This window comes from Streptomyces sp. CNP082, from assembly GCF_059570535.1.
This window is the reverse complement of sequence record NZ_JCANSZ010000006.1, coordinates 33098-52775: the sequence shown is the minus strand read 5'-3', so window position 1 is coordinate 52775 and position 19678 is coordinate 33098. Positions and strand designations below refer to the sequence as shown.

The window sequence follows — 19678 nt, the reverse complement described above, 5'->3', positions numbered from 1 at the left end:
GGTCTGTGGGACTGCCGGTCAGACGGTGGCCTGGGAGGCGGGCCCGGAGGTGGTCCGCGGCGACGGGATGCTCACCGGCTCCACAGGGCCTTCGAGACCGCCCCCGGCGGCCGGGGCCGCCTGTCCGCTCACCGGGTCCACGTCGTTGACGTTGGAGTGGTCGACGCGGTTGCGGCGCGCGGCGGCCCAGATCGCCGCGCAGGTGGCGACGCCGAGGACCGCGACCGTCACCACACCCCAGTCGCCCCGGTCGGCGAGGAACGCCGCGGCGCCGGCGACCAGCCCCGCGCCCGGCAGCGTCAGCGCCCACGCGATGGCCATCCGGCCGGCAGTGCCCCAGCGCACCACGCCCCCCTTCTTGCCCATGCCTGAGCCCATGATCGAGCCGGAGCAGACCTGGGTGGTGGACAGGGCGAAGCCCAGGTGCGAGGAGGCGAGGATCACCGTGGCCGAGCTGGTCTGGGCGGAGAAGCCCTGCGGCGGCTGGATGTCGGTGAGGCCCTTGCCCATGGTGCGGATGATGCGCCAGCCGCCGAGGTACGTGCCGAGCGCTATGGCCAGCGCGGCGGAGAAGATGACCCAGGTGGGCGGGTCGGAGTCGGGGGCGAGGGAGCCGCCGGTGATCAGTGCCAGGGTGATGACGCCCATCGTCTTCTGCGCGTCGTTGGTGCCGTGGGCGAGGGAGACCAGCGCGCCGGAGGTGATCTGCCCGGCGCGGTAGCCCTTCGCCGTCTGGGCCGCCGAGCGGCGGCTGCCCAGCCGGTACGTCAGCCGGGTCGCGGCTGCGGCGGCGATGCCCGCGACCAGCGGCGCGGCGACGGCGGGGATGAGGACCTTCATCGCGATGGCGTCCATGTGCACGCCGCCCCACCCGACGGAGACGAGCGTGGCGCCGATGAGGCCGCCGAAGAGGGCGTGCGAGGAACTGGAGGGCAGCCCGGCGAGCCAGGTCAGCAGGTTCCAGACGATCGCACCCACCAGCCCCGCGAAGATCACTTCGGGCTGGATGCCGGACCCTTCGTCGATGATGCCGCCGGAGATGGTCTTGGCGACCTCCACGGAGAGGAAGGCGCCGACGAGGTTGAGGACTGCGCTCATCGCCACCGCTGTTCTGGGCTTGAGTGCCCCGGTGGAGATGGTGGTGGCCATGGCGTTGGCGGTGTCGTGGAACCCGTTCGTGAAGTCGAACACCAGAGCCGTGACTATGACAACTCCGATGATGAGAGTGAGGTGTTCCATGTACCCAGCAATCGGCTCGATGGTCGGGGGCCGTGAGGAACGTAGGTACTTCGAGTGAACACAAGGTGAACTGGACCGGACGTGACGGTGACGGGGGCGAATGGGTGTCGCAATGTCGCCGCGGCCGTTTCATGTGCAGGTCATAGGGAGGATACTGGTGCGTCACGAGTGGCGTGAGCTGATGAGGACGGCCCGGCGGATGTACGCCGAAGGGCTGGTCGTCGGTACCTCGGGCAATGTCTCGGTGCGAGTGGGCGACCATGTGCTCATCACCCCGACCGGCGTTCCCTACGAGGAATTGGGGGACGACGACCTCGTCGCGGTCGACATGAGGGGCCGGCAGACGCACGGCACCCTCAGGCCGACGAGTGAACTGCCCATGCACCTCGCGGTCTACGGGAACACCGACGCGCGCGCCGTGGTGCACACCCACGCCGTGCACGCGACGGCCGTCTCCACGCTCGTGTCCGAGCTGCCCGTCATCCACTACGCGACCGCGGACCTCGGCGGCCCGGTGCGCGTCGCCCCGTACGCGCTGTACGGCACCCGGGAGCTGGCCGAGGGCATGCTGCGGGCACTGGCCGGGCGGTCGGCGTGCCTGCTGCAGAACCACGGCACCGTCGCCTGCGGCGCCGGCCTGGCGCAGGCGTACGACAGGACCGCGCAGCTCGAGTGGATGTGCCGGGTGTGGCTGGCGGCGAGTTCGGTACCGGGGCTGAGCCCGTCCCTGCTGTCGGCGGACCAGCTCGGGGAGGTGGCCGAGAAGCTGAAGGGCTACGGGCAGCCGTGAGCCCCCGCGCCGGACCCGGCCGGGCCCGGGGGCCTGACCCGGGCGGGTCCGCGCACTGGCAGCGGCCAGGGCGTACGCGGACAATGGCCAGGATGCGCATCAAACCGGCCGCAGCGGCCCTGACCAGCCTCCTCGCCGCCGGACTCGGCGCCGGAGCCGCCGCCGTGGCCGCCGGGCGGTACGGCGCGCGCGCCGCCCTGCGGCCCGCCCCCGCGGGCCCCGTCGGCTTCGACGGCACCCGGCTGCGGGTGGTCGCCGCGGCCGACGGGCAGGTCGTCCTCGCGCCCGGCGCGGCGCCCGCCCTGCTCCCCGAGACCTACGGCCTGACGGGCGACCGCGTGCACGCCGTCGTCGGCCCGGTGCTGCGCGCCGGGCCCTCGCCCGGCGGCCGGGTCGTGCGCAGCCTGGAGCGCGTCTCGTACGGCAGCCTCGACGCGGGCACGCGGGTGCGGCTGACCTCGAAGGTGTACACGGGCACGCCGCGCTCCGCGCTCGGCATCGCCTACGAGGACGTCAGCGTCGACGGCCCGCTGGGGCCGCTGCCCGCGTGGTACGTGCCGGGCGCCCGCGGTACCTGGGTCATCGCCGTCCACGGCCTCGGCGACACCCGCGAACAGGCCCTGACCGCCCTGCCGTTGCTGCACGGACTGGAGCTGCCGGTCCTCGCCCCCGCCTACCGCGGCGACATCGACGCCCCGCCGCCCCCGGGCGGCCGGGGCGCGCTCGGCCACGGCGAGTGGCCCGACCTCGACGCGGCCCTCGGCTGGGCGCTGCGCAACGGCGCGCGGCGCGTGGTGTTCTACGGCTGGTCCGCCGGCGCCACCATGGCGCTGCGCACGGCCGCGGAGTCCGCGGCGGCCGACGGCATCGCGGGGCTGGTGCTGGACTCGCCGGTGCTCGACTGGCGCGCCGCGGTACGGGCCCTGGCCGGCCGCTCCGGCGCCCCCGGGCGGCTCGCCCTGCCGCCGTCGCTGCGGGGGCTCGCGGTGCTGGCGGCCGAGGAGTGCGGGCAGTTGGACGCCCCCCTCGCCGTGCCCGCGGCGCCGACGCTGGTGCTGCAGGGCCAGGCCGACGACGTCGCCCCGCTCGCCACGGCGCGGGCGTTCGCGGCCCGCGGCGGCGACCGGCTGCTGCTGCGCGAGGTTCCCGGCGGCCGGCACGCGGCGCTGTGGAACGCCACCCCGCACGCGTACGAGGAGACCCTGCGCCGCTTTCTGACCCCGCTGCTCTGACCGGGCGCAGGGCGGGCGCAGGGCCGGCCACGGGCCGGCTCACGGGCCGCGGCACGGGCTGGTCCGGGGCCCGCCGCCGGGACCCCGGACGGCCCTCGCCAACCCCGGATTGGGCTTTCGCCGCCCCACCCGCGAGACTTGGTGCGTGATGGCGCACCGTTCGCACCACCCGCCGCTCCGCCTCGTCCCCAGGCAGCCCCGCCGCGAGATGGCCGCCGCCGCCCGCAGGGCCGGCCTCGACCGGGCCCTCCGGCCTGCGCCGCGGCCCCCGGAGGGCATCGCCGCGCCCCGGGTGCTCGCCGGCCACGCCCGCGCCCTGCTCGCCGAGGCGGTGCGGGTCGCCAGGTGGGCCGAGGGGCGGCCACGGCCCTGGACCGAGGCGCCGCAGGCCGAGTGGGACCGGGCCCGGCTCGCGGGCCTGGTCGAGGTGCAGGGCGCGTACGCCCGCCCCGCCTGGCGGCTGCGCGCCTGGGACCGCGACGAGCGCGCCGTGCTCCGCGGCTGGGTCGCGCTCTTCGACGCCTGGTCGCTGGCCCACCCCGCGCCCGAGCCGCTGGCCCACGACTCCGTCGCCCTCGGCGACGCGATCGAGGCCATGCCGCAGATGCTCGCCCTGCTCCACCTCACCGGCGGCGCCGTCCGCGTGCCCGTGCTGCTCGACCTCCTGGGCCAGCGCGTCGAGGAGCTGCGCACCGAGCGCTGCGAGGTGGCGTACGGCAGCGAGGGCACCCCCGTGCCGGGCCGGGCCGCCGAGCCGGCGGCGGAGGTGCCGGACGAGGAGCTGCCGGGGCTGCTGGCCGGGCTGCTGGACTGGGCGCTGGAGGCGTTCGCCTCCGTGGGGGCGCTGACCCGCGAGGGCGCCGAGGTGGCGCTGACGCCGCTGGGCCACTGGGCCGTGTGGATGAAGATCGAGCAGATCTGCATCGCCGCGCAGGGCCCCGAGGGGCACATCGAGAAGCCCGCGGAGGCGATGCTCCGCAGTTGCGCGGGGCTGACCCCGGGGCCGGCGCGCGCCGAGTACCGCGCGTGGCTGGCCGCACGGCCCTCGGGCAGCGCGGTCGCGGAGCTGCTTGAGGTGGCGCGGGGCGACGACGCGCTGCTGCGCGGGCTGGCGTTCGAGGCGCTGCGCGCGGTGGGCGCGGCGGCGGAGAGCGCGGTGCGCGAGGCGTGCGACGAGCCGATGCTGCGGCCGTACGCGCTGCTGTGGCTGGCGGAGCAGGAGGGCGGCGACGCGGACGACGCGCTGGGCGCGCTGAGCCGTCAGGAGGCGACCTGGCTGTGGGTCGACACCGCCGCCGCGGTCGCCGACCACGGCGAGGGGAGCCTGCTGGTACGGCATCTGGAGTCCGCGGTCCAGGGCAGCGTGCCCGCGCTGCTGGCCGAGGTGGGGGGTGCGGGACATCCCCGTACGGTCCAGGTGCTGGTGGCGCTGGCCGCCGCGCACCCCGACCCGGCGGTGGCCAAGGCGGTGCGCCGGGCGGCCTTCCGGGTGCACACCGGCGGGGCGTGAGCGGGGCGGGCGCGGGTCAGCCGGGGATGGGGGCGTACGTGCCGAAGCTCCAGACGTTGCCCTCGTGGTCGCGCGCCATGTAGTCCCGCGCCCCGTAGTCCTGGTCGGTCGGCGGCGTCACGATCTCCACGCCGTGCGCCACGGCCCGCCGGTGGTGCGCGTCCACGTCGTCCACGACCACGTACACCCCGCTCGGGCCGCCGGCGCCCACCGCCTTGTCGAACTGGCTGCCCGTGCCCTTCGAGCCCAGCATCACAAGACCGTTGCCCTGCGCCAGCTCCGCGTGCGCCACCGTGCCGTCCTCGCCCTCGTACACCGCGACCTCGCGGAAGCCCAGCCCCTCGGTCAGCAGCCGGACCGCTGCCTTGGCGTCGCGGTACAGCAGGGTGGGGCAGACGGTCGGGGCGTTGTCGCTGCCGGGCATGCGGATCACGTCCTCTCGGTGGCTGTACGGGCAGTGTGGCACCGGCCACGGACACCGGCAGCCCGGCCGCGCCCCGCCGCCGGGCGGCCGCCCGCCGGCGAGCTAAATGGGTTGCGGCCCCCCGATACACTGGCCGCATGGCCACTCTCCACGTGCATTAGACGGCGTCGCCCGCTTCCGTCCCGTCCTTGCCGTCTTCCGCCCTGCCCTGGAGAACTTCCGTGATCACCGCCACCGGCCTGGAGCTGCGCGCCGGCGCCCGCGTCCTGCTCGAATCCGCCACCTTCCGCGTCGCCAAGGGCGACCGCATCGGTCTCGTCGGGCGCAACGGCGCCGGCAAGACCACCCTCACCAAGGTCCTGGCCGGCGAGGGCCAGCCCGCCGCCGGGACCGTCACCCGCGGCAGCACCGTCGGCTACCTGCCGCAGGACCCGCGCACCGGCGACCTCGACGTGCTCGCCCGCGACCGCATCCTGGCCGCCCGCGGGCTGGACGCCGTCCTCCGCAAGATGCGCGAGGACGAGGACCGGATGGCGAACGGCAAGGGCGCCACCCGCGAGAAGGCCATGCGGCGCTACGAGCGCATGGAGACCGAGTTCCTGACGAAGGGCGGGTACGCGGCCGAGGCCGAGGCCGCCACCATCGCCGCCAGCCTCGGGCTGCCCGACCGGGTGCTCGGCCAGCCGCTGCACACCCTCTCCGGCGGCCAGCGCCGCCGCGTGGAGCTGGCCAGGATCCTCTTCTCCGACTCCGAGATCCTGCTGCTCGACGAGCCGACGAACCATCTCGACGCCGACTCCGTCAGCTGGCTGCGGGACTACCTGCGGACCTACCACGGCGGCTTCATCGTCATCTCCCACGACGAGCAGCTCATCGAGACCGTCGTCAACAAGGTCTTCAACCTCGACGCCAACCGCGCCCGCATCGACGCGTACAACATGGGCTGGAAGCTCTACCTCCAGCAGCGCGAGGCGGACGAGAAGCGCCGCCGCCGCGAGCGCGCCAACGCCGAGAAGAAGGCCGCCGCGCTCAACTCCCAGGCCGACAAGATGCGCGCCAAGGCGACCAAGGCCACCGCCGCGCAGAACATGGCCCGCCGCGCCGAGCGGCTGCTCGCCGGGCTCGACGAGCAGCGCCAGGCCGACAAGGTCGCCCGGCTGCGGTTCCCCGACCCGGCCCCGTGCGGCAAGACCCCGCTGACGGCCGAGGGGCTGTCCAAGTCGTACGGCTCGCTGGAGGTCTTCACCGACGTCGACCTCGCCGTCGACAAGGGCTCCCGCGTCGTCATCCTCGGCCTCAACGGCGCCGGGAAGACGACCCTGCTGCGGCTGCTGGCCGGCGTCGAGAAGCCCGACACCGGCCAGGTCACCCCCGGCCACGGCCTCAAGCTCGGCTACTACGCCCAGGAGCACGAGACCCTCGACCCGGACCGCTCGGTGCTGGAGAACATGGCCTCGGCCGCACCCGACATGGACGCCGTCGAGATGCGCAAGGTGCTCGGCTCGTTCCTCTTCTCCGGCGACGACGTCGAGAAGCCCGCCCGCGTGCTCTCCGGCGGCGAGAAGACCCGGCTCGCGCTGGCCACCCTCGTCGTCTCCTCCGCCAACGTGCTGCTGCTCGACGAGCCGACCAACAACCTCGACCCGGCCAGCCGCGCGGAGATCCTCGGCGCGCTGCGCACCTTCACCGGCGCCGTCGTCCTCGTCACGCACGACGAGGGGGCCGTGGACGCGCTGGAGCCGGAGCGGATCATCCTGCTGCCGGACGGCGTCGAGGACCTGTGGAACGCGGACTACGCAGACCTGGTAGCGCTTGCTTGATCACCCCCGTCTGGATCATTCGGCTCATGGGTGATCCATCATCTGAGTGAGTGGTGCTCGTACCACGGCGTGGCGCCTGGTCACCGGGCGTGCGGCGGCGGCTACGCGCGCCGCCGTCGCCGCCTCGCCCCGGCACCGCCCCCTGACCTGCTTCATTCCTCTGTGCCGCACTCCCGGCCGGTCCGCGGGCAAGCTCGGAATGTTGGATTCCGGCGGTCTCCGTGGGGAACTGGGGAGAAAACCTCATGCCGCGGACCTTGCCGAACGGGTGGCCAGGAAGCCATAAAGGGGTGATCATGAGAGTCCAGAGCGCACTTCCGTACGAGGAGGCACGGGTGGCCGAGACTCTGAAGAAGGGCAGCCGGGTTACCGGCGCCGCGCGCGAAAAGCTCGCGGCTGACCTGAAGAAGAAGTACGACTCCGGAGCGAGTATCCGGGCGCTGGCCGAAGAAACCGGCCGCTCCTATGGATTCGTGCACCGGATGCTCAGCGAATCCGGCGTGACCCTGCGCGGTCGCGGCGGCGCGACGCGAGGCAAGAAAGCGTCGTCCTGACGGACCGCCGCGGTCACTCTGAGCGGTGGCCGGGCCCCGCACAGGCCCCCGGCCGGTCCACAGGACCGGCCGGGTGGTTACTGTTCGGTATATGACAGAGCTGCTGCACAGAGACGGCGTACGGCTCGCCCTGGACGGCGAGGACGGCACGCTGGCCACGGTGACCCTCGACCACCCCGCCCGGCGCAACGCGCAGTCGCCCGCCATGTGGCGGGCGCTCGCCGCCGCGGGACGTGAACTCCCCGGCAGCGTCCGCGTGGTGGTGCTGCGCGCCGAGGGCAAATCCTTCTCCGCCGGACTCGACCGGCAGGCATTCACCCCCGAAGGCTTTGCGGACGAGCCGTCATTCCTTGACCTCGCCCGCTATTCCGACGGCGACCTCGACGCCGTCATCGCCGAATACCAGGAGGCGTTCACCTGGTGGCGGCGGAATGACATCGTTTCCCTCGCGGCGGTGCAGGGACATGCGATTGGCGCGGGTTTTCAGCTCGCCCTCGCGTGCGACCTGAGGGTGTGCGCGGACGACGCGCAGTTCGCCATGCGGGAGACGTCGCTCGGGCTGGTGCCCGATCTCACCGGGACCAGCCCGCTGGTGCAACTCGTCGGATATGCAAGGGCGTTGGAGATGTGTGTCACGGGACGCTTCGTGCACGCGGAGGAGGCCGAGCGGGTGGGCCTGGCGAACCTCGTCGTCCCGGGGGCGGAGCTGGACTCCGCCACGGCCGACCTGGCGGCGGCGCTGCTGGCGGCGCCGCGCGACGCGGTGATCGAGACGAAGGCGCTGCTGCGGGGGGCCGCGGCCCGGACGTACGACGAACAGCGCACGGCCGAACGCGCGGCGCAGGCCCGCAGGCTGCGGGACCTGGCGGGGACGGGGGAGTAGCGGGGCCGCGGGCGCGGGGGCTGGGGCCGGGGCCGGGGCCGGGTGAAGCGGCGACACGGCGGCCCGCGGGTACGTCGAGCACGACGTCGTCCGAGCGGCGGGCGGAGCAGATGACGACGCGTGCTCCGGCGTGGCCGCCGTTCCCCGGACGTCGAAGCCGGACAGCCCGGGCGGCGCGCGGCCACGGCTGCGGGGTGAGCTGGTGGCGTGACCGCTGGCGTGGCGGGCGGGGCACCGGCCCGGTCAGCGGATGCCGGTGATGAGGACGGTGACCGTCGCGGCGGGGACGTGGGCGCGTACGGCGAGTGCGACGTCCAGCGCGCGGTGCGCGGAGTCGGTGACCACGCGCACCTCGGCGTGGCCGCCGTCCCTCAGGACGTCGAACCCGAGCAGCCCGGGCACGGGTGGCGCGGTGCGGTCGGGGCGGGCCGGCCGCACCGCGGCAGCCTCGCCGGGAGCGTCGGCGGAAGCGACGCCGGGCCGGGCCGGGGGCGGTTGACCGGAGCCGGGCGCACCGGCGTGAACGCCCGGGGCCGAGGGGGCGGCCTGTGCGGCGGTCTGCGGGGGTTCCAGGAGGCCGGTCACGTGGACGTCCACCGCCGCCACGCGCAGCCCCAGGCGCTCGTCCGCGCCCCGCAGCAGCGCCTCGCGCAGCGCCTGCGCGGTGGCGGTCATCGGCCGGTCCGCAGCCGCGTCGCACTCCGCCGAGATCCGCAGTTCCCCGTACGGCAGCGCACTCGCGGGCGGCGGCCCCACCGCCGCCCCGGCCCCCTCCCCGCCCCGCTCGCCGGGATGCCGCACCTCCGCCCCCGCGCGGGGCCCCGGGCCCGCCGCGTCCCCGGCGTCTTCCCCGCCCTCCTCGCCGGGGTGCCGCGCCTCCGTCCCCGCACGGGGCTCGGGGCCCGCCGCGGTCCCGCGCTCCTCGCCGCCTGCCGGCACCGGGCTGACCCCATCGTGTGCGTCGTCTGCGTTGCCCGCGCTGCCTGCGTGGTCCGTGCCGTCTACGTCGACTACGCCGCCCGCGGACCCCGCGTCGGCCCCGCCGCTCCCCGGCCCCGCCCCGCCCCCGGCGCCCCCGGCGCCCCCGGCGCCCACCGCGCCCGTCACGTCCTCCGCCGGCCCCACCCGCAGCCCCGTCACCCGGGCTCCGCGCACCTCCGCCGCCGCGTGCCGCAGCACCCCCGCCGCCGCGCGCTCCGCGATCCACGTGCCGTCCGCGGCACCGCCCAGGGGCAGCAGCCGGCCCAGGCCCACCTGCTCGCGCACCGCCCGCTCCCAGTTCCCCGCCGTCATGCGCCTCATCCTCCCCCACCCGCGCCGCCGGCCGCCCGTTGCCGGTGAGCCGGCTGTCGCGTTCCTCTGGCCCGCCCCGGGCAGGGGAGCCGCGCCGTCGGCCACCCGATCGCCCGTCCCCGGTGAGCCGGCTGTCGCATTCCCCTGGCCCGCCCCGGGCAGGGGACGGATAGTGGGGGGCGACACGAGCGCACGCCACGTTCGTCAGAAAGGGTGGAGACGGTGAGCAGCGAGTCGACGGTCAGGGAGGTCGCGCGGGAGTCGGCAGCGGCCCCGCCGAAGGTGGTGGGCACCCGGCGCGGCACCGGCGATCCGGCGACGCGGGGGCGGACGACCATCGCCGACGGCGTGGTCGAGAAGATCGCGGGCCTCGCCGCGCGCGACGTCGTCGGCGTGCATGCCATGGGCAGCGGCCTCGCCCGTACCACGGGTGTCGTACGGGACCGCGCGCCCGGCTCCGCCCGGTCCGTGGCCGGGGTGCGCGCCGAGGTCGGCGAGGTGCAGACGGCCCTCGACCTGGAGATCGTCGTCGACTACGGGGTCTCCATCACCGAACTCGCCCGCGCCGTACGGGAGAATGTCATTTCTGCCGTCGAGCGGATGACCGGCCTCGAAGTGGTCGAGGTCAACATCGCGGTGACGGACGTGAAGCTGCCCGACGACGAGGACGAGGGGGCCGAGCAGCCGCGGCTGCAGTGACGGCGGGGCGGAGGACCCGCCTCGGGGAGCGTGGGGAAGGTGCGTGCGATGAGCATGGCAGTGGTCGGCCTGATGGCCGGTATGGCGCTCGGCTTCGCCGGCTACTTCGGCGGGTTCGGCGCCTTCCTGCTGGTGGCGGCGCTCGGTGGGATCGGCTTCGTCGTCGGCCGGGTGCTGGACGGCGACCTGGAGCCGGGCGACTTCTTCCGCAGGCCGGGCGAGCGCGACGACCGGGGGCGGTGACCGGTGACGTCCGCGGTGAGCGACGGGGCAGACGAGCACGCAGAGCAGCACGCAGAGCAGGCGGTACGGGCCGGGGACGCGCCGTCCGGCGAGCCCGCCGTCCCGGCGGGGGAGCGGGGCGCCACCCGGATCGAGGACCGCGTCATCGCGAAGATCGCCTCCCAGGCGGCCCGCGAGGCGCTCCTCGGCGCGCCCGGCACCGACGCCGCGCACGCCGCCGTCGTCGTACGCGGTGACACCGCCCGCGTCCGCGTCGGCGTCCACCTCGGCTTCCCGTCCGACCTCGGCGCCCAGTGCTGCGCCGTGAGTCGGGCCGTCACCGAGCGGGTAAGGGCTCTGGTCGGGCTCGAAGTGCCGGAGGTGGCCGTGGACGTCGAGCGGCTGCACGCCACGGAGCGGCCGAACGTGCCGCGGGGGAGGGTGCGATGAGCGCCGGGAAGACGAAGTCATGGCCGGCCGGCGGCGCGCCCGGCGCCACGGGCACCGAGCCGGACGAGTGGCGGCAGAGCACGTCCGCCTCCGGATACGCGGCCGGCCCCGGCGGCGGGATCGCCGACGCGGCGGCGGCCCGCTTCTGGTCCGTGCGCCGCGTGCCCGCCGCGCTCACCGCCGCCGCGGCCACCGCGGGCCTCGGACTGCTGCTCTACGACATCGTCGCCGTACGCGCGGAACGCCCCGCGATGCGCTGGCGCCGCCGATTCGCCGACGAGCTGGCCGCCCGCCCGCTCGACGACCCCTGGGTGCTCACCGCCGCCGGCCTGGCCGTGCTGCTCGGCGCCTGGCTGGTGCTGCTGGCCGTCACGCCGGGGCTGCGCGCCGTGCTGCTGATGCGGCACACCTCGCCGGACCTGCGGGCCGGGCTCGACCGGCGGGCGGCGTCCGTCGTCCTGCGCGACCGGGCGATGCAGATCTCGGGCGTGCGGTCGGTACGGGTCACGGTGGGCCGCCGCCGCGTCAGCGCCCGCGCCGAGTCGCACTTCCGCGAGCTGGACGACGTACGCGCCGACCTCGCCGCCGTCCTCGGGGACGGCATCCGCGAACTCGGCCTTGCCCGCAGGCCCGAGCTGTCCGTCCACGTACGCCGGCCGCCGGCGAAGGGGTGAGTGCGATGCTGCGCGTGGTCAACCGGGTCCTGCTCGCCCTCGCCGGCCTCGCGGTCGCCGGCGCCGGGATCGCCGTGCTCCTCGCCGGCCTCGACGTGCCGCGCCCCGGCTTCGCCCCGTACGCCGACGGCCCCGACGACGTGCTGCTGAGTCGCGGTACGCGGCTGCGGTGGCGGGACCACGGCTGGTGGTGGCCGACGGTGGTAGGCGGGCTTTCGCTGCTCGTACTCTGCTGCGGCTGGTGGCTGACGGCGCAGTTGCGCCGGGCCCGGCTCGGCGAGGTCGTCGTCGACACGGGCGACTCGGGCGGCACCCTCGACACGGGCGACTCGGGCGGCACCCTCGGCACCCTCGGCACGGGGGGCACGGGGGGCACGGGCGGCACGGGCGGCACCGGCGGCACCCTCAGCACCAGCAGCACGGGCGCGCCGAGCGCGTCCGGCGCCGGGGACTGGGCCTCCGCCACGGACCCGGACTCCGGCGGTACGGAGCCCGAGGGCCCCGCCACGCTGACGCTGCCGGCCGCCCCGCTGGCCCTGCTGCGCGGGTCCGCGCTGGAGGAGGTGCTGGCGGAGGAGACCCGTGCGCTTCAGGGCGTGGAACGGGCCCGGGTGACCCTCACCGGCCGGCGCACGGCGCCGCGCGCCAGCTTCGGGGTGCTGCTGGGCCCCGGCGCGCATCCCGCGGCGGCGGTGGACCACATCGAGGAGCGGGCCCTCGCCCCGGCGCGCGCGTCGGTGGGCCTGGCGCGGCTGCCCGCGGAGATCCGGTTCCGCTCGGCCAAGCACCGCCCGGAGCGCGTCTCGTGACGGTGCGGGCGGGCACGGGCCCGTAGCACCCCGGCCGGGGGCGTACGCGGATCGCGCGCGCGTACGGCCCGGGCCGCCGGCACGGCCCGTACGGCGCACGCGCGACCGGCCGGGACCGCCCGCCGCTCGTCCCGCTAGATGCTCCGCCGCATGCCGCCGTCGATCGGCAGCATGATCCCGGTCAGGTACGAGGCCGCGGGCGACAGCAGGAACGCCGCCGTCCGGCCGAACTCCTCCGGGGTGCCGTAGCGGCCCAGCGGAATCTTCGCCTCCGTCCGGGCCCGCGCCGCAGCCGCGTCGCCGGACAGCGCGTCCAGCTCGCGGGCCCGGTCGGTGTCGATCCGCGCCGGCAGCAGCCCGACGACGCGCACGCCGCGGGGCCCGAGGTCGTCGGCGAGCGACTTGGCGTACCCGGCGAGCCCCGGGCGCAGCCCGTTGGAGATGGTGAGCCCGGGAATCGGCTCGTGGACCGAACCGGAGAGCACGAAGCCGATGACGCCGCCCTCCGCCAGCTCGCCCGCGGCCGTCCTCGCCATCCGCAGCGCACCGAGGAAGACGGTGCTGAACGCCGTCTCCCACTCGGCGTCGGTGTTGGCGGTGGCGTTGCCCGCCGGCGGGCCGCCGACGCTGATGAGCACGCCGTCGAAGCGGCCGAAGTGCTCCCGGGCGGCGGCGATGAGCCGGTCCGGGGTCGCCGGGTCCGCGTTGTCGGCGGCGACACCGGCGGCCGACTCGCCGAGCGCGGCGGCGGCGCCCGCCACGCGGTCCTTGTCCCGGCCGCTGAGCACCACTTTCGCGCCCTCGGCGAGCAGTTGCCGGGCGACGGCGAGACCGAGGCCGCGCGAGCCTCCGGTCACGACGTAGACGCGGTCGTTGAGTCCAAGATCCATGGGGGTCAGTCTGCCGCCATCTGCTCGGCGGGCGCCAGGGATGGGGCACGGTCGTCGTGCTCTCCCTGTGCCGCCTTGGCCGCCGCGGCCTCGCGGTCGCGGCGCTCACGGCGTATGAGAACCCACCAGCCGAGCGGCACCGCCGCCGCGAAGATCCACCACTGGATCGCGTACGCGAAGTTCACCCCGATGCTGCTGTGGTCCGGCTCCGCGACCGGCTCCGGCTGCTTGCCCGCGGGCCGCGGCGCGGTGCTGACCAGCTCGACGAACCCGCCGAGCACCGGCCCCGGCAGGCCGTCGGCGGCCTCGTCCGCGCTGTTGATCAGCATCACCTGCCGGTCCGGCAGGCCCTGCTTGTCACGGATGCCGCTGCCGGTCGTCTCGTCGGGGCGCAGCCGGCCGGTGACGGTGACCTCGCCGGCCGGCGGGGGCGGCACCTTGGGGAAGGTGGTGAGATCGGCGCCCGCGGGCACCCAGCCGCGGTTGACGAGGACCGCGGAGCCGTCGGTGAGGCGGAGCGGGGTGACGACGAAGTAGCCCTGCTGGTCGTCGGCGCCGAGCCGCTGCCGTACGACGACCTCCCGCTTCGGCTCGTACGCACCGGTGGCCGTGACCGTGCGCCAGGTGTCCTCGCGCGGGACCGTGCGCCCCTCGCGCGCGAGCCGGTCCACCGGGACCGGCTTCGCCTCCAGGTTCCGGGCGACGAGGTCGTTGCGTGCGACCCGGTCCTGGTGGCGGTGGAGCTGCCAGAAGCCGAGCTCGATCATCACGGGGATGAGCAGAACGGCCAGCAGGGTGACGAGCACCCACTGCCGGGACAACAGGAAGCGGTACACCCCTTGACCGTACTCCCCGGCCCGCCGCCGCCCGACGGGACCCCGCTAGCCCGCCCCGCCGTCCGCCGGCTCGACGTCCCGCATGAGGTGGAGGAAGGCCGCCTCGTCGATCACCGGGGTGCCGTGCGCCGCGGCCCGCGTGACCTTGCTCGTCGGCGCGCCCGGGTCGTTGGTGACGAGCAGGCTCGTGTACCGCGAGACGCTGCCCGCGACATGCAGCCCGGCCTCGACCGCCCGGTCCTCCAGCAGGCTGCGGTCGACCGACGTGTCGCCGGAGAAGGCCACGCGCATGCCCTGCTTGAGCCGGCCGCCGCGCACGTACCGCCCCGGGTTGGGGTAGGGGGACGCCGGCAGCTTCCGGTTCGGCCGCCAGGTGCGCCACTGGTACGCGCCGTGCCCGCCCGGCGAGCGCGTGCCGCCGGGACCCCCCGAGCCGCCCGGGCCCCCGGCCGGCGCCTGCTCCGACCACTCCGTCAGCGGCTGGCAGGCCAGCAGCGGCAGCCGGGCACCGGTCTCGGCGGCCTGCCGCAGGCTGGGGCGGAAGATCTCGGCGAGGACGCGGGCGTCGTCCTCGGCGTCGTGGGCCTTGCGCTGGGCGACGCCGAAGTGGGCGGCCAGCGACGCCAGCCGGGCGTTGGGCAGCGGCAGCCGCAGTTGGCGGGCGAGCGCGATGGTGCACAGCCGCCGGCGCACGGGAGCCGTGAGGCCGGCGCGGGCGTACTCGCGGGCGATCATCATCCAGTCGAAGACCGCGTTGTGCGCGACGAGCACCCGGCCCTCCAGCCGGGCCGCGAACTCCTCGGCGACCTCCGGGAAGAGCGGGGCGTCGGCGAGCATCTCGCGGGTCAGCCCGTGGATCCACACCGGGCCGGGGTCGCGCTGCGGGTTGACCAGCGTGTACCAACTGTCCTCCACCGTGCCGCGGGCGTCGAGCCGGTAGACAGCGGCGGAGACGATGCGGTCGTCGGAGCGCAGCCCGGTGGTCTCGACGTCGACGACGGCGTACGCCTCCGGGTAGTCGGCGGGCCACTGGCCGGCGGGGGCGCCGGGCGCGGGGATGCCGGGGTGCCGCCCGGCGGTGTCCGTGTCAGCGGCGTCGGTCCCGGAGCCGGTGGATCCCGCTTCTGCCGTACGCGCGGAGTCCGCGGAGCCGGCCGGGGCGGGCAGCGGGAGAGCCGGCTGCGTCGCGACCGGATCGGCGCCCGGAAAGGGTTGCTGCTGCGCGACTTGACGGGGATTCAGGGGCGCCGCGCGGTCTTCGAGCATGGAGTCAGAGCATAGAGCCTGCCACCGACACCGCCGCGCGCGCGGTGCCGTCCGGGCGCGCGGCCGGTCAGCCGGCGGGCTGCCCGGCCGCCGGGCCGCGCGGGGTGACCAGGCCCGTCTCGTAGGCGAGTACGACGAGTTGGGCCCGGTCGCGGGCGCCGAGCTTCGTCATCGACCGGCTGACGTGAGTCTTTGCGGTGATCGGGCTGATGTGCAGCCGGGCGGCGATCTCCTCGTTGCTGAGGCCGCCGCCGACGAGGGTGACGACCTCCCGCTCGCGCCGGGTGAGTTCGCGCAGTGCCTCGTCCGCGGCGGGCACGCCGCCGGCGGGGCGGGACACGTACTCCTGGATCAGCTTGCGCGTCAGCGCGGGGGAGAGCAGCGCGTCGCCGCGGGCGGCGACCCGCACGCCGTGCAGCAGGTCCTCCGGCTCCATGTCCTTGACGAGGAACCCGGCCGCGCCGGCGCGCAGCGCGCCCCAGACGTACTCGTCCACGCCGTAGTTGGTGAGGATGACGACGTGCACGCCGGCCAGGTCGGGGTCGGCGGCGATCCGGCGGGTCGCCTCGATGCCGTCGAGCACCGGCATCTGCACGTCGACCAGGGCCACGTCCGGCCGGTGCCGGGCGGCCAGCCGTACGCCCTCGGCCCCGTCGGCGGCCTCGCCGACCACCTCGATGTCGTCCTCGGCGTCGAGCAGCGCCCGGAACCCGCCCCGGATGAGGGCCTGGTCGTCCACGAGCAGCACCCGGATCACGGGGCCGCCTCCGCGGCAGCCGCACCGGTCCGCGGCACCGGCAGCTCGGCGCGTACCCGGAAACCGCCCTCCGGCCGCGGTGCGGCGTGCAGTTCGCCGCCGAGCCCGGCCACCCGCTCGCGCATCCCCGTCAGCCCGATGCCCGCCTCCGGCGGCGCCGCGGGGTCGCCGCAGCCGTCGTCGTCGACCTGGACGACGACCCTGTCCGGCGCGTACGACACGTGCACGCCCACCTCCGCCGCAGGACCCGCGTGCCTGGCGGCGTTCGTCAGCGACTCCTGCACGATCCGGTACGCCGCCCGGTCCACCTCCGCCGGCAGCGCCGGCCGCTCGCCCGCGACGGCCACCGTCACCGGCACCCCCGCGCCCCGCGCCCGCTCCACCAGCTCCGCCAGCCGCTCGAGGCCGACGCCCTCGGCGCCGTCCGCGTTGCGCAGGACGTGCAGTGTGGAGCGCAGCTCCCGCGCGGCGTCGCCGCTGGCCTCCTGGATGGCCAGCAGCGCCGGCGGGGGCTCCTCGCCGCGCTTCTTCGACAGGTGCACGGCGACCCCGGCCTGCACCTTGATCACGGAGATGCTGTGCGTGAGGGTGTCGTGCAGCTCGCGGGCGATGCGCAGCCGCTCCTCGTCGGCGCTGCGCAGCGCGTTCTCCGCGGCCCGCTCCTCGGCCTGGGCGAGCATCGCCTCGTGCTGGATGCGCATCCCGGCGGCGAGCGCAGCCGCCACCACCCAGCCGAACGCCAGGAACCGTTTCTCCAGCGCCGCGCGCAGCGCGTCCTCGCTGAGCGGGAGCAGGGGCAGCGCACCGAGGCTGACCACGAGGGAGGCGAGGGCGGTGACGGCGAAGAAGGCGCGGTGCCCGCGGCGGAAGCAGTGGTAGGCGGCGACGAGCAGCGGCAGCACCGGGCTGCCGTCCGGGTAGCCGCGGAGCTGGTACGCGAGCATGGCCGCCGCCGCGACCACCAGCACCGCGCGTGGGAAGCGGTGCCGGGCCGGCAGCGCCGCGCCGCCCGCCGTGGCGAGCACCCAGGCGAGCGCGTCGAGGCCGGTGCGCCCGTCCGGCGCCAGCAGCATCATGCTCACGCAGCTGACCGCCACGGCGGCGGCGAAGCCCGCGTCCTTGGCGTACGCGCGGGCATCGCGCGCCGTCTCCCGCCCGTTCTCGATCGCGGTCGCGAGGTAGCGGAACACCGTGTGCTCGCTGTTCGCGTCCGTCTGTGTTGCCGCCGTCATACCGTGCACCGTAGCCAATCCGCGCCGGTCAGACGTCCTCCGGGAGGTGCAGCGCGCGCTGCTGCACAGGTTGCAGACGGCGGTCCCGTACGCCCCTGACGGCAGCGCGGGAACAGCTCGCCGGACGATGACGGGCGGCGGGCCGGGGCGGATCGTGGGGCACGAAGGCAGCCGCCCGGCACGCGGACGGCAGACGGGAGGCCCAGCATGTCCCCTTACGAAGCTGACGGAGACCGCCGCGTACGGATCCCGCAGGTGATGGCGGCGCGGGACGCCGTACCGGATGCGGCGTGGCACACGGTACGGCGGGACGCCGGGCCGTGGGAGGCGGCGGCCGGGTGCCCCCGGCCCCTGCGGCTGCGACTGGCGGTGCCCGGACACCGCGCCCAGGCCCGCAGGCTGCTCGCGCTCGTCCTCGGCACGCCCCCGCTGTACGGCGCCGACCCTGCGGTGCTGATCGCCGAGGTGCCGGACGGCCAGCGGGCGGTGGACGTGCTCATCGAGCTGGCGTGGGCGGGGATCGCGCTGGACGGGTTCTGCCTCGACGCCGCGGCGTGACGGCTCGCGCCGGGGGCGGTGACCGGGGGAGCGCCCCCGGCGCCGGGCCGTCAACTCCCGTTCGACCCTGGACACTTGGCGCGGAACGCGGCACGTATCGTGTGGCGCGTCCATGCAGAAAATATGCTGGCGCGGGCGAAGAGGGCGGTGACACGATCCCCCGGTGGACTCACGATATCTGCGCGCTTTCGTGACGGTGGCCGAGACCGGCGGGATATCGGCGGCGGCCGAGCGGCTGGGCTACGCGCAGTCGAGCCTCAGTGCCCAACTGCGCCGCCTGGAACAGGAACTCGGCGTCACGGTCGTCGTCCGCACCTCCACCGGCGCCTCGCTCACCGACGCCGGCCGCCGGCTGCTGCCGTACGCGCGCGAGGCGCTGGAGATCGACGAACGCATGCGCAGCGCCGCCGCCGCCTCCCGGCCCCGGCTGCGCATCGGGGCGCCGGAGACGCTGGCGGGCGCGTGGCTGCCGGACATCGTCACCGCGCTCGGCTACGGCGCCGGCGGGCCGGACGCGGACGCGGAGGTCAGCATCGTCACCGGGTCCCGCGAGCGGCTGGCGGAGCAACTGGCCGCCGGCGAACTGGACCTCGCCTTCCACTTCGACGACGGCAGCCGCCCCACGGGCCCCGGCACCGTCGTCGGCTACGAGGACGTCGTGGCCGTCACCGGCCCCGCGCACCCGCTGGCGGGTGCGGCGGAGATCACGGACGCGGACGTGCTGGCCGCCGACTTCCTCGTCGCGGAGCCGGGCTGCAGCTCGACCCTGCTGTACGACCGCCTCGCCCGCGACCTCCCCGCCCGCCTCCGGGCCGCCACGGCCGTGGGCTCCCTGCCGGCGCTGCGCCGCCTGGCGGCGCACGGCCGCGGCCTGGCGCTGCTGCCCCGGCTGGCCGTCGTACGGGACCTGGAGGACGGCGGCCTCGTCGAGCTGCCGCTGGCCACGCGCCCCGGCCCGGTGGCGATCGAGGCCCGGTGGCGCCGGGACCCGGGCCAGGCGGAACCGACGCTGCGCGCGGTCCTCCGCCTCGCCCGCCGCCACACCACCCAGCTCCCGGTGTCGCGCGCCCTGCGCCCGCGCCGCACCTCCGCCTCCCGCTCCGGCCGCCCCCCGGCCCCCGCCCGCACCGCCTGACCCCCCGCCATCCACCGCCGTCGGCGCCCCGCCGGCCGATGGGCAAACCGGCCGGTAACCACGCCTCCCAGGGCAACTGCCTGGACCGCAACTTCGGCGGCGTCCTCATCGTCTGGGACCGGCTCTTCGGCTCCTTCGAGCCGGAAGGGGAGGCGTGCCGGTACGGGCTGACGAACAACATCACGACGTACAACCCGCTGCGCGTCGCCACCCACGAGTACGCGGCCATCGCCCGCGACGTACGCGCGGCCCGCGGCTGGCGCGAGGGCCTGGCCCGCGTCTTCCGCCCGCCCGGCTGGCACCCGCCCCCGGACCCGGCCCCGCCCCCGGCGCAGTCCCCGTCCGCGCTCACCCGGGCTTCCCGGCCCGCTCCCTGACCGGGCGGTGCCCGTGGCACTCCCGGGT

At 75.9% G+C, this 19678-nt stretch carries 21 protein-coding genes and 1 pseudogene; 14 read left to right on the top strand and 8 right to left on the bottom strand.

What is annotated here, in order from left to right:
- Positions 1–18 precede the first annotated feature (18 nt).
- Complete coding sequence (locus tag B124_RS07245) at positions 19–1239, bottom strand: inorganic phosphate transporter (RefSeq protein ID WP_496501842.1); 1221 nt, start codon at positions 1237–1239, stop codon at positions 19–21.
- Between the two features lie 112 nt (positions 1240–1351).
- On the opposite strand from B124_RS07245, the gene B124_RS07240 reads away from it, so the two are divergent.
- From B124_RS07240 to B124_RS07230, 3 genes are all read left to right on the top strand, one after another.
- Positions 1352–2029 (top strand): class II aldolase/adducin family protein, encoded by a 678-nt coding sequence (locus B124_RS07240; protein WP_496502032.1) that lies wholly within the window; start codon positions 1352–1354, stop codon positions 2027–2029.
- A 92-nt stretch (positions 2030–2121) separates the two neighbouring features.
- Positions 2122–3261, top strand: coding sequence for an alpha/beta hydrolase family protein (locus B124_RS07235; protein ID WP_496501841.1), 1140 nt, complete (start codon positions 2122–2124; stop codon positions 3259–3261).
- Between the two features lie 208 nt (positions 3262–3469).
- Complete coding sequence (locus B124_RS07230) at positions 3470–4771, top strand: hypothetical protein (protein WP_496502031.1); 1302 nt, start codon at positions 3470–3472, stop codon at positions 4769–4771.
- 16 nt (positions 4772–4787) lie between these two features.
- Here the strand turns inward: B124_RS07230 and B124_RS07225 are convergent, their stop codons facing one another.
- On the bottom strand, positions 4788–5195 hold the full coding sequence (locus B124_RS07225) for a VOC family protein (protein ID WP_496501840.1): 408 nt from the start codon (positions 5193–5195) through the stop codon (positions 4788–4790).
- Positions 5196–5416: 221 nt separating this feature from the next.
- On the opposite strand from B124_RS07225, the gene abc-f reads away from it, so the two are divergent.
- The 3 genes from abc-f (at position 5417) to B124_RS07210 (ending at position 8452) form a co-directional block, all read left to right on the top strand.
- On the top strand, positions 5417–7015 hold the full coding sequence (gene abc-f, locus B124_RS07220; protein ID WP_496501839.1) for a ribosomal protection-like ABC-F family protein: 1599 nt from the start codon (positions 5417–5419) through the stop codon (positions 7013–7015).
- A gap of 335 nt (positions 7016–7350) precedes the next feature.
- On the top strand, positions 7351–7569 hold the full coding sequence (locus tag B124_RS07215) for a helix-turn-helix domain-containing protein (protein ID WP_026276177.1): 219 nt from the start codon (positions 7351–7353) through the stop codon (positions 7567–7569).
- Between the two features lie 91 nt (positions 7570–7660).
- A complete protein-coding gene (locus B124_RS07210; protein WP_496501838.1) occupies positions 7661–8452 on the top strand; it encodes an enoyl-CoA hydratase/isomerase family protein in 792 nt (263 codons plus the stop codon).
- 243 nt (positions 8453–8695) lie between these two features.
- On the opposite strand, the gene B124_RS07205 is transcribed toward B124_RS07210, so the two are convergent.
- Positions 8696–9745: a hypothetical protein gene (locus B124_RS07205; RefSeq protein ID WP_496501837.1), complete on the bottom strand. Its 1050-nt coding sequence runs from the start codon at positions 9743–9745 to the stop codon at positions 8696–8698.
- Between the two features lie 213 nt (positions 9746–9958).
- On the opposite strand from B124_RS07205, the gene B124_RS07200 reads away from it, so the two are divergent.
- The 5 genes from B124_RS07200 to B124_RS07180 all read left to right on the top strand — a co-directional run bounded on the left by B124_RS07200 (position 9959) and on the right by B124_RS07180 (position 12599).
- On the top strand, positions 9959–10444 hold the full coding sequence (locus B124_RS07200) for an Asp23/Gls24 family envelope stress response protein (protein ID WP_496501836.1): 486 nt from the start codon (positions 9959–9961) through the stop codon (positions 10442–10444).
- Positions 10445–10492: 48 nt separating this feature from the next.
- Positions 10493–10687: a hypothetical protein gene (locus tag B124_RS07195; RefSeq protein ID WP_496501835.1), complete on the top strand. Its 195-nt coding sequence runs from the start codon at positions 10493–10495 to the stop codon at positions 10685–10687.
- Positions 10688–10816: 129 nt separating this feature from the next.
- Positions 10817–11116: an Asp23/Gls24 family envelope stress response protein gene (locus tag B124_RS07190; protein ID WP_496502030.1), complete on the top strand. Its 300-nt coding sequence runs from the start codon at positions 10817–10819 to the stop codon at positions 11114–11116.
- Positions 11113–11790, top strand: a complete 678-nt coding sequence (locus B124_RS07185; protein ID WP_496501834.1) for a DUF6286 domain-containing protein — start codon at positions 11113–11115, stop codon at positions 11788–11790. Before B124_RS07190 ends, B124_RS07185 begins: the two co-directional genes overlap by 4 nt.
- Before the next feature lie 5 nt (positions 11791–11795).
- Complete coding sequence (locus tag B124_RS07180; protein WP_496501833.1) at positions 11796–12599, top strand: hypothetical protein; 804 nt, start codon at positions 11796–11798, stop codon at positions 12597–12599.
- Positions 12600–12733: 134 nt separating this feature from the next.
- Here the strand turns inward: B124_RS07180 and B124_RS07175 are convergent, their stop codons facing one another.
- The 5 genes from B124_RS07175 to B124_RS07155 all read right to left on the bottom strand — a co-directional run bounded on the left by B124_RS07175 (position 12734) and on the right by B124_RS07155 (position 17580).
- Complete coding sequence (locus tag B124_RS07175; RefSeq protein WP_496501832.1) at positions 12734–13489, bottom strand: SDR family oxidoreductase; 756 nt, start codon at positions 13487–13489, stop codon at positions 12734–12736.
- 5 nt (positions 13490–13494) lie between these two features.
- On the bottom strand, positions 13495–14325 hold the full coding sequence (locus B124_RS07170) for an SURF1 family cytochrome oxidase biogenesis protein (protein ID WP_496501831.1): 831 nt from the start codon (positions 14323–14325) through the stop codon (positions 13495–13497).
- A 45-nt stretch (positions 14326–14370) separates the two neighbouring features.
- The gene (locus B124_RS07165; protein ID WP_496501830.1) at positions 14371–15591 is read right to left on the bottom strand and encodes a DEDDh family exonuclease; all 1221 of its coding nucleotides are present in this window, start codon (positions 15589–15591) and stop codon (positions 14371–14373) included.
- Positions 15592–15658: 67 nt separating this feature from the next.
- Complete coding sequence (locus B124_RS07160) at positions 15659–16348, bottom strand: response regulator (RefSeq protein ID WP_496501829.1); 690 nt, start codon at positions 16346–16348, stop codon at positions 15659–15661.
- Positions 16345–17580 carry a sensor histidine kinase gene (locus tag B124_RS07155; RefSeq protein WP_496501828.1) on the bottom strand — a complete coding sequence of 412 codons (1236 nt, stop codon included), beginning with the start codon at positions 17578–17580 and terminating at the stop codon, positions 16345–16347. Before B124_RS07155 ends, B124_RS07160 begins: the two co-directional genes overlap by 4 nt.
- 207 nt (positions 17581–17787) lie before the next feature.
- Here B124_RS07155 and B124_RS07150 point away from each other — a divergent pair, with 207 nt between their 5' ends.
- The 3 genes and pseudogenes from B124_RS07150 to B124_RS07140 all read left to right on the top strand — a co-directional run.
- Positions 17788–18138 (top strand): hypothetical protein, encoded by a 351-nt coding sequence (locus B124_RS07150; RefSeq protein ID WP_496501827.1) that lies wholly within the window; start codon positions 17788–17790, stop codon positions 18136–18138.
- A gap of 163 nt (positions 18139–18301) precedes the next feature.
- On the top strand, positions 18302–19273 hold the full coding sequence (locus tag B124_RS07145) for a LysR family transcriptional regulator (RefSeq protein WP_496501826.1): 972 nt from the start codon (positions 18302–18304) through the stop codon (positions 19271–19273).
- A 56-nt stretch (positions 19274–19329) separates the two neighbouring features.
- Positions 19330–19650: pseudogene (locus B124_RS07140) on the top strand (sterol desaturase family protein); the annotation flags it as partial.
- Between the last annotated feature and the right edge of the window lie 28 nt (positions 19651–19678).

What these genes read in the sequence shown, in the direction of transcription:
- B124_RS07245 (WP_496501842.1), bottom strand. Translation starts at nt 1,239, where the DNA reads ATGGAACACCTCACTCTCATCATCGGAGTTGTCATAGTCACGGCTCTG.
- B124_RS07240 (WP_496502032.1), top strand. Translation starts at nt 1,352, where the DNA reads ATGTCGCCGCGGCCGTTTCATGTGCAGGTCATAGGGAGGATACTGGTG.
- B124_RS07235 (WP_496501841.1), top strand. Translation starts at nt 2,122, where the DNA reads ATGCGCATCAAACCGGCCGCAGCGGCCCTGACCAGCCTCCTCGCCGCC.
- B124_RS07230 (WP_496502031.1), top strand. Translation starts at nt 3,470, where the DNA reads ATGGCCGCCGCCGCCCGCAGGGCCGGCCTCGACCGGGCCCTCCGGCCT.
- B124_RS07225 (WP_496501840.1), bottom strand. Translation starts at nt 5,195, where the DNA reads ATGCCCGGCAGCGACAACGCCCCGACCGTCTGCCCCACCCTGCTGTAC.
- B124_RS07210 (WP_496501838.1), top strand. Translation starts at nt 7,661, where the DNA reads ATGACAGAGCTGCTGCACAGAGACGGCGTACGGCTCGCCCTGGACGGC.
- B124_RS07205 (WP_496501837.1), bottom strand. Translation starts at nt 9,745, where the DNA reads ATGACGGCGGGGAACTGGGAGCGGGCGGTGCGCGAGCAGGTGGGCCTG.
- B124_RS07195 (WP_496501835.1), top strand. Translation starts at nt 10,493, where the DNA reads ATGAGCATGGCAGTGGTCGGCCTGATGGCCGGTATGGCGCTCGGCTTC.
- B124_RS07185 (WP_496501834.1), top strand. Translation starts at nt 11,113, where the DNA reads ATGAGCGCCGGGAAGACGAAGTCATGGCCGGCCGGCGGCGCGCCCGGC.
- B124_RS07180 (WP_496501833.1), top strand. Translation starts at nt 11,796, where the DNA reads ATGCTGCGCGTGGTCAACCGGGTCCTGCTCGCCCTCGCCGGCCTCGCG.
- B124_RS07175 (WP_496501832.1), bottom strand. Translation starts at nt 13,489, where the DNA reads ATGGATCTTGGACTCAACGACCGCGTCTACGTCGTGACCGGAGGCTCG.
- B124_RS07165 (WP_496501830.1), bottom strand. Translation starts at nt 15,591, where the DNA reads ATGCTCGAAGACCGCGCGGCGCCCCTGAATCCCCGTCAAGTCGCGCAG.
- B124_RS07155 (WP_496501828.1), bottom strand. Translation starts at nt 17,580, where the DNA reads ATGACGGCGGCAACACAGACGGACGCGAACAGCGAGCACACGGTGTTC.
- B124_RS07150 (WP_496501827.1), top strand. Translation starts at nt 17,788, where the DNA reads ATGTCCCCTTACGAAGCTGACGGAGACCGCCGCGTACGGATCCCGCAG.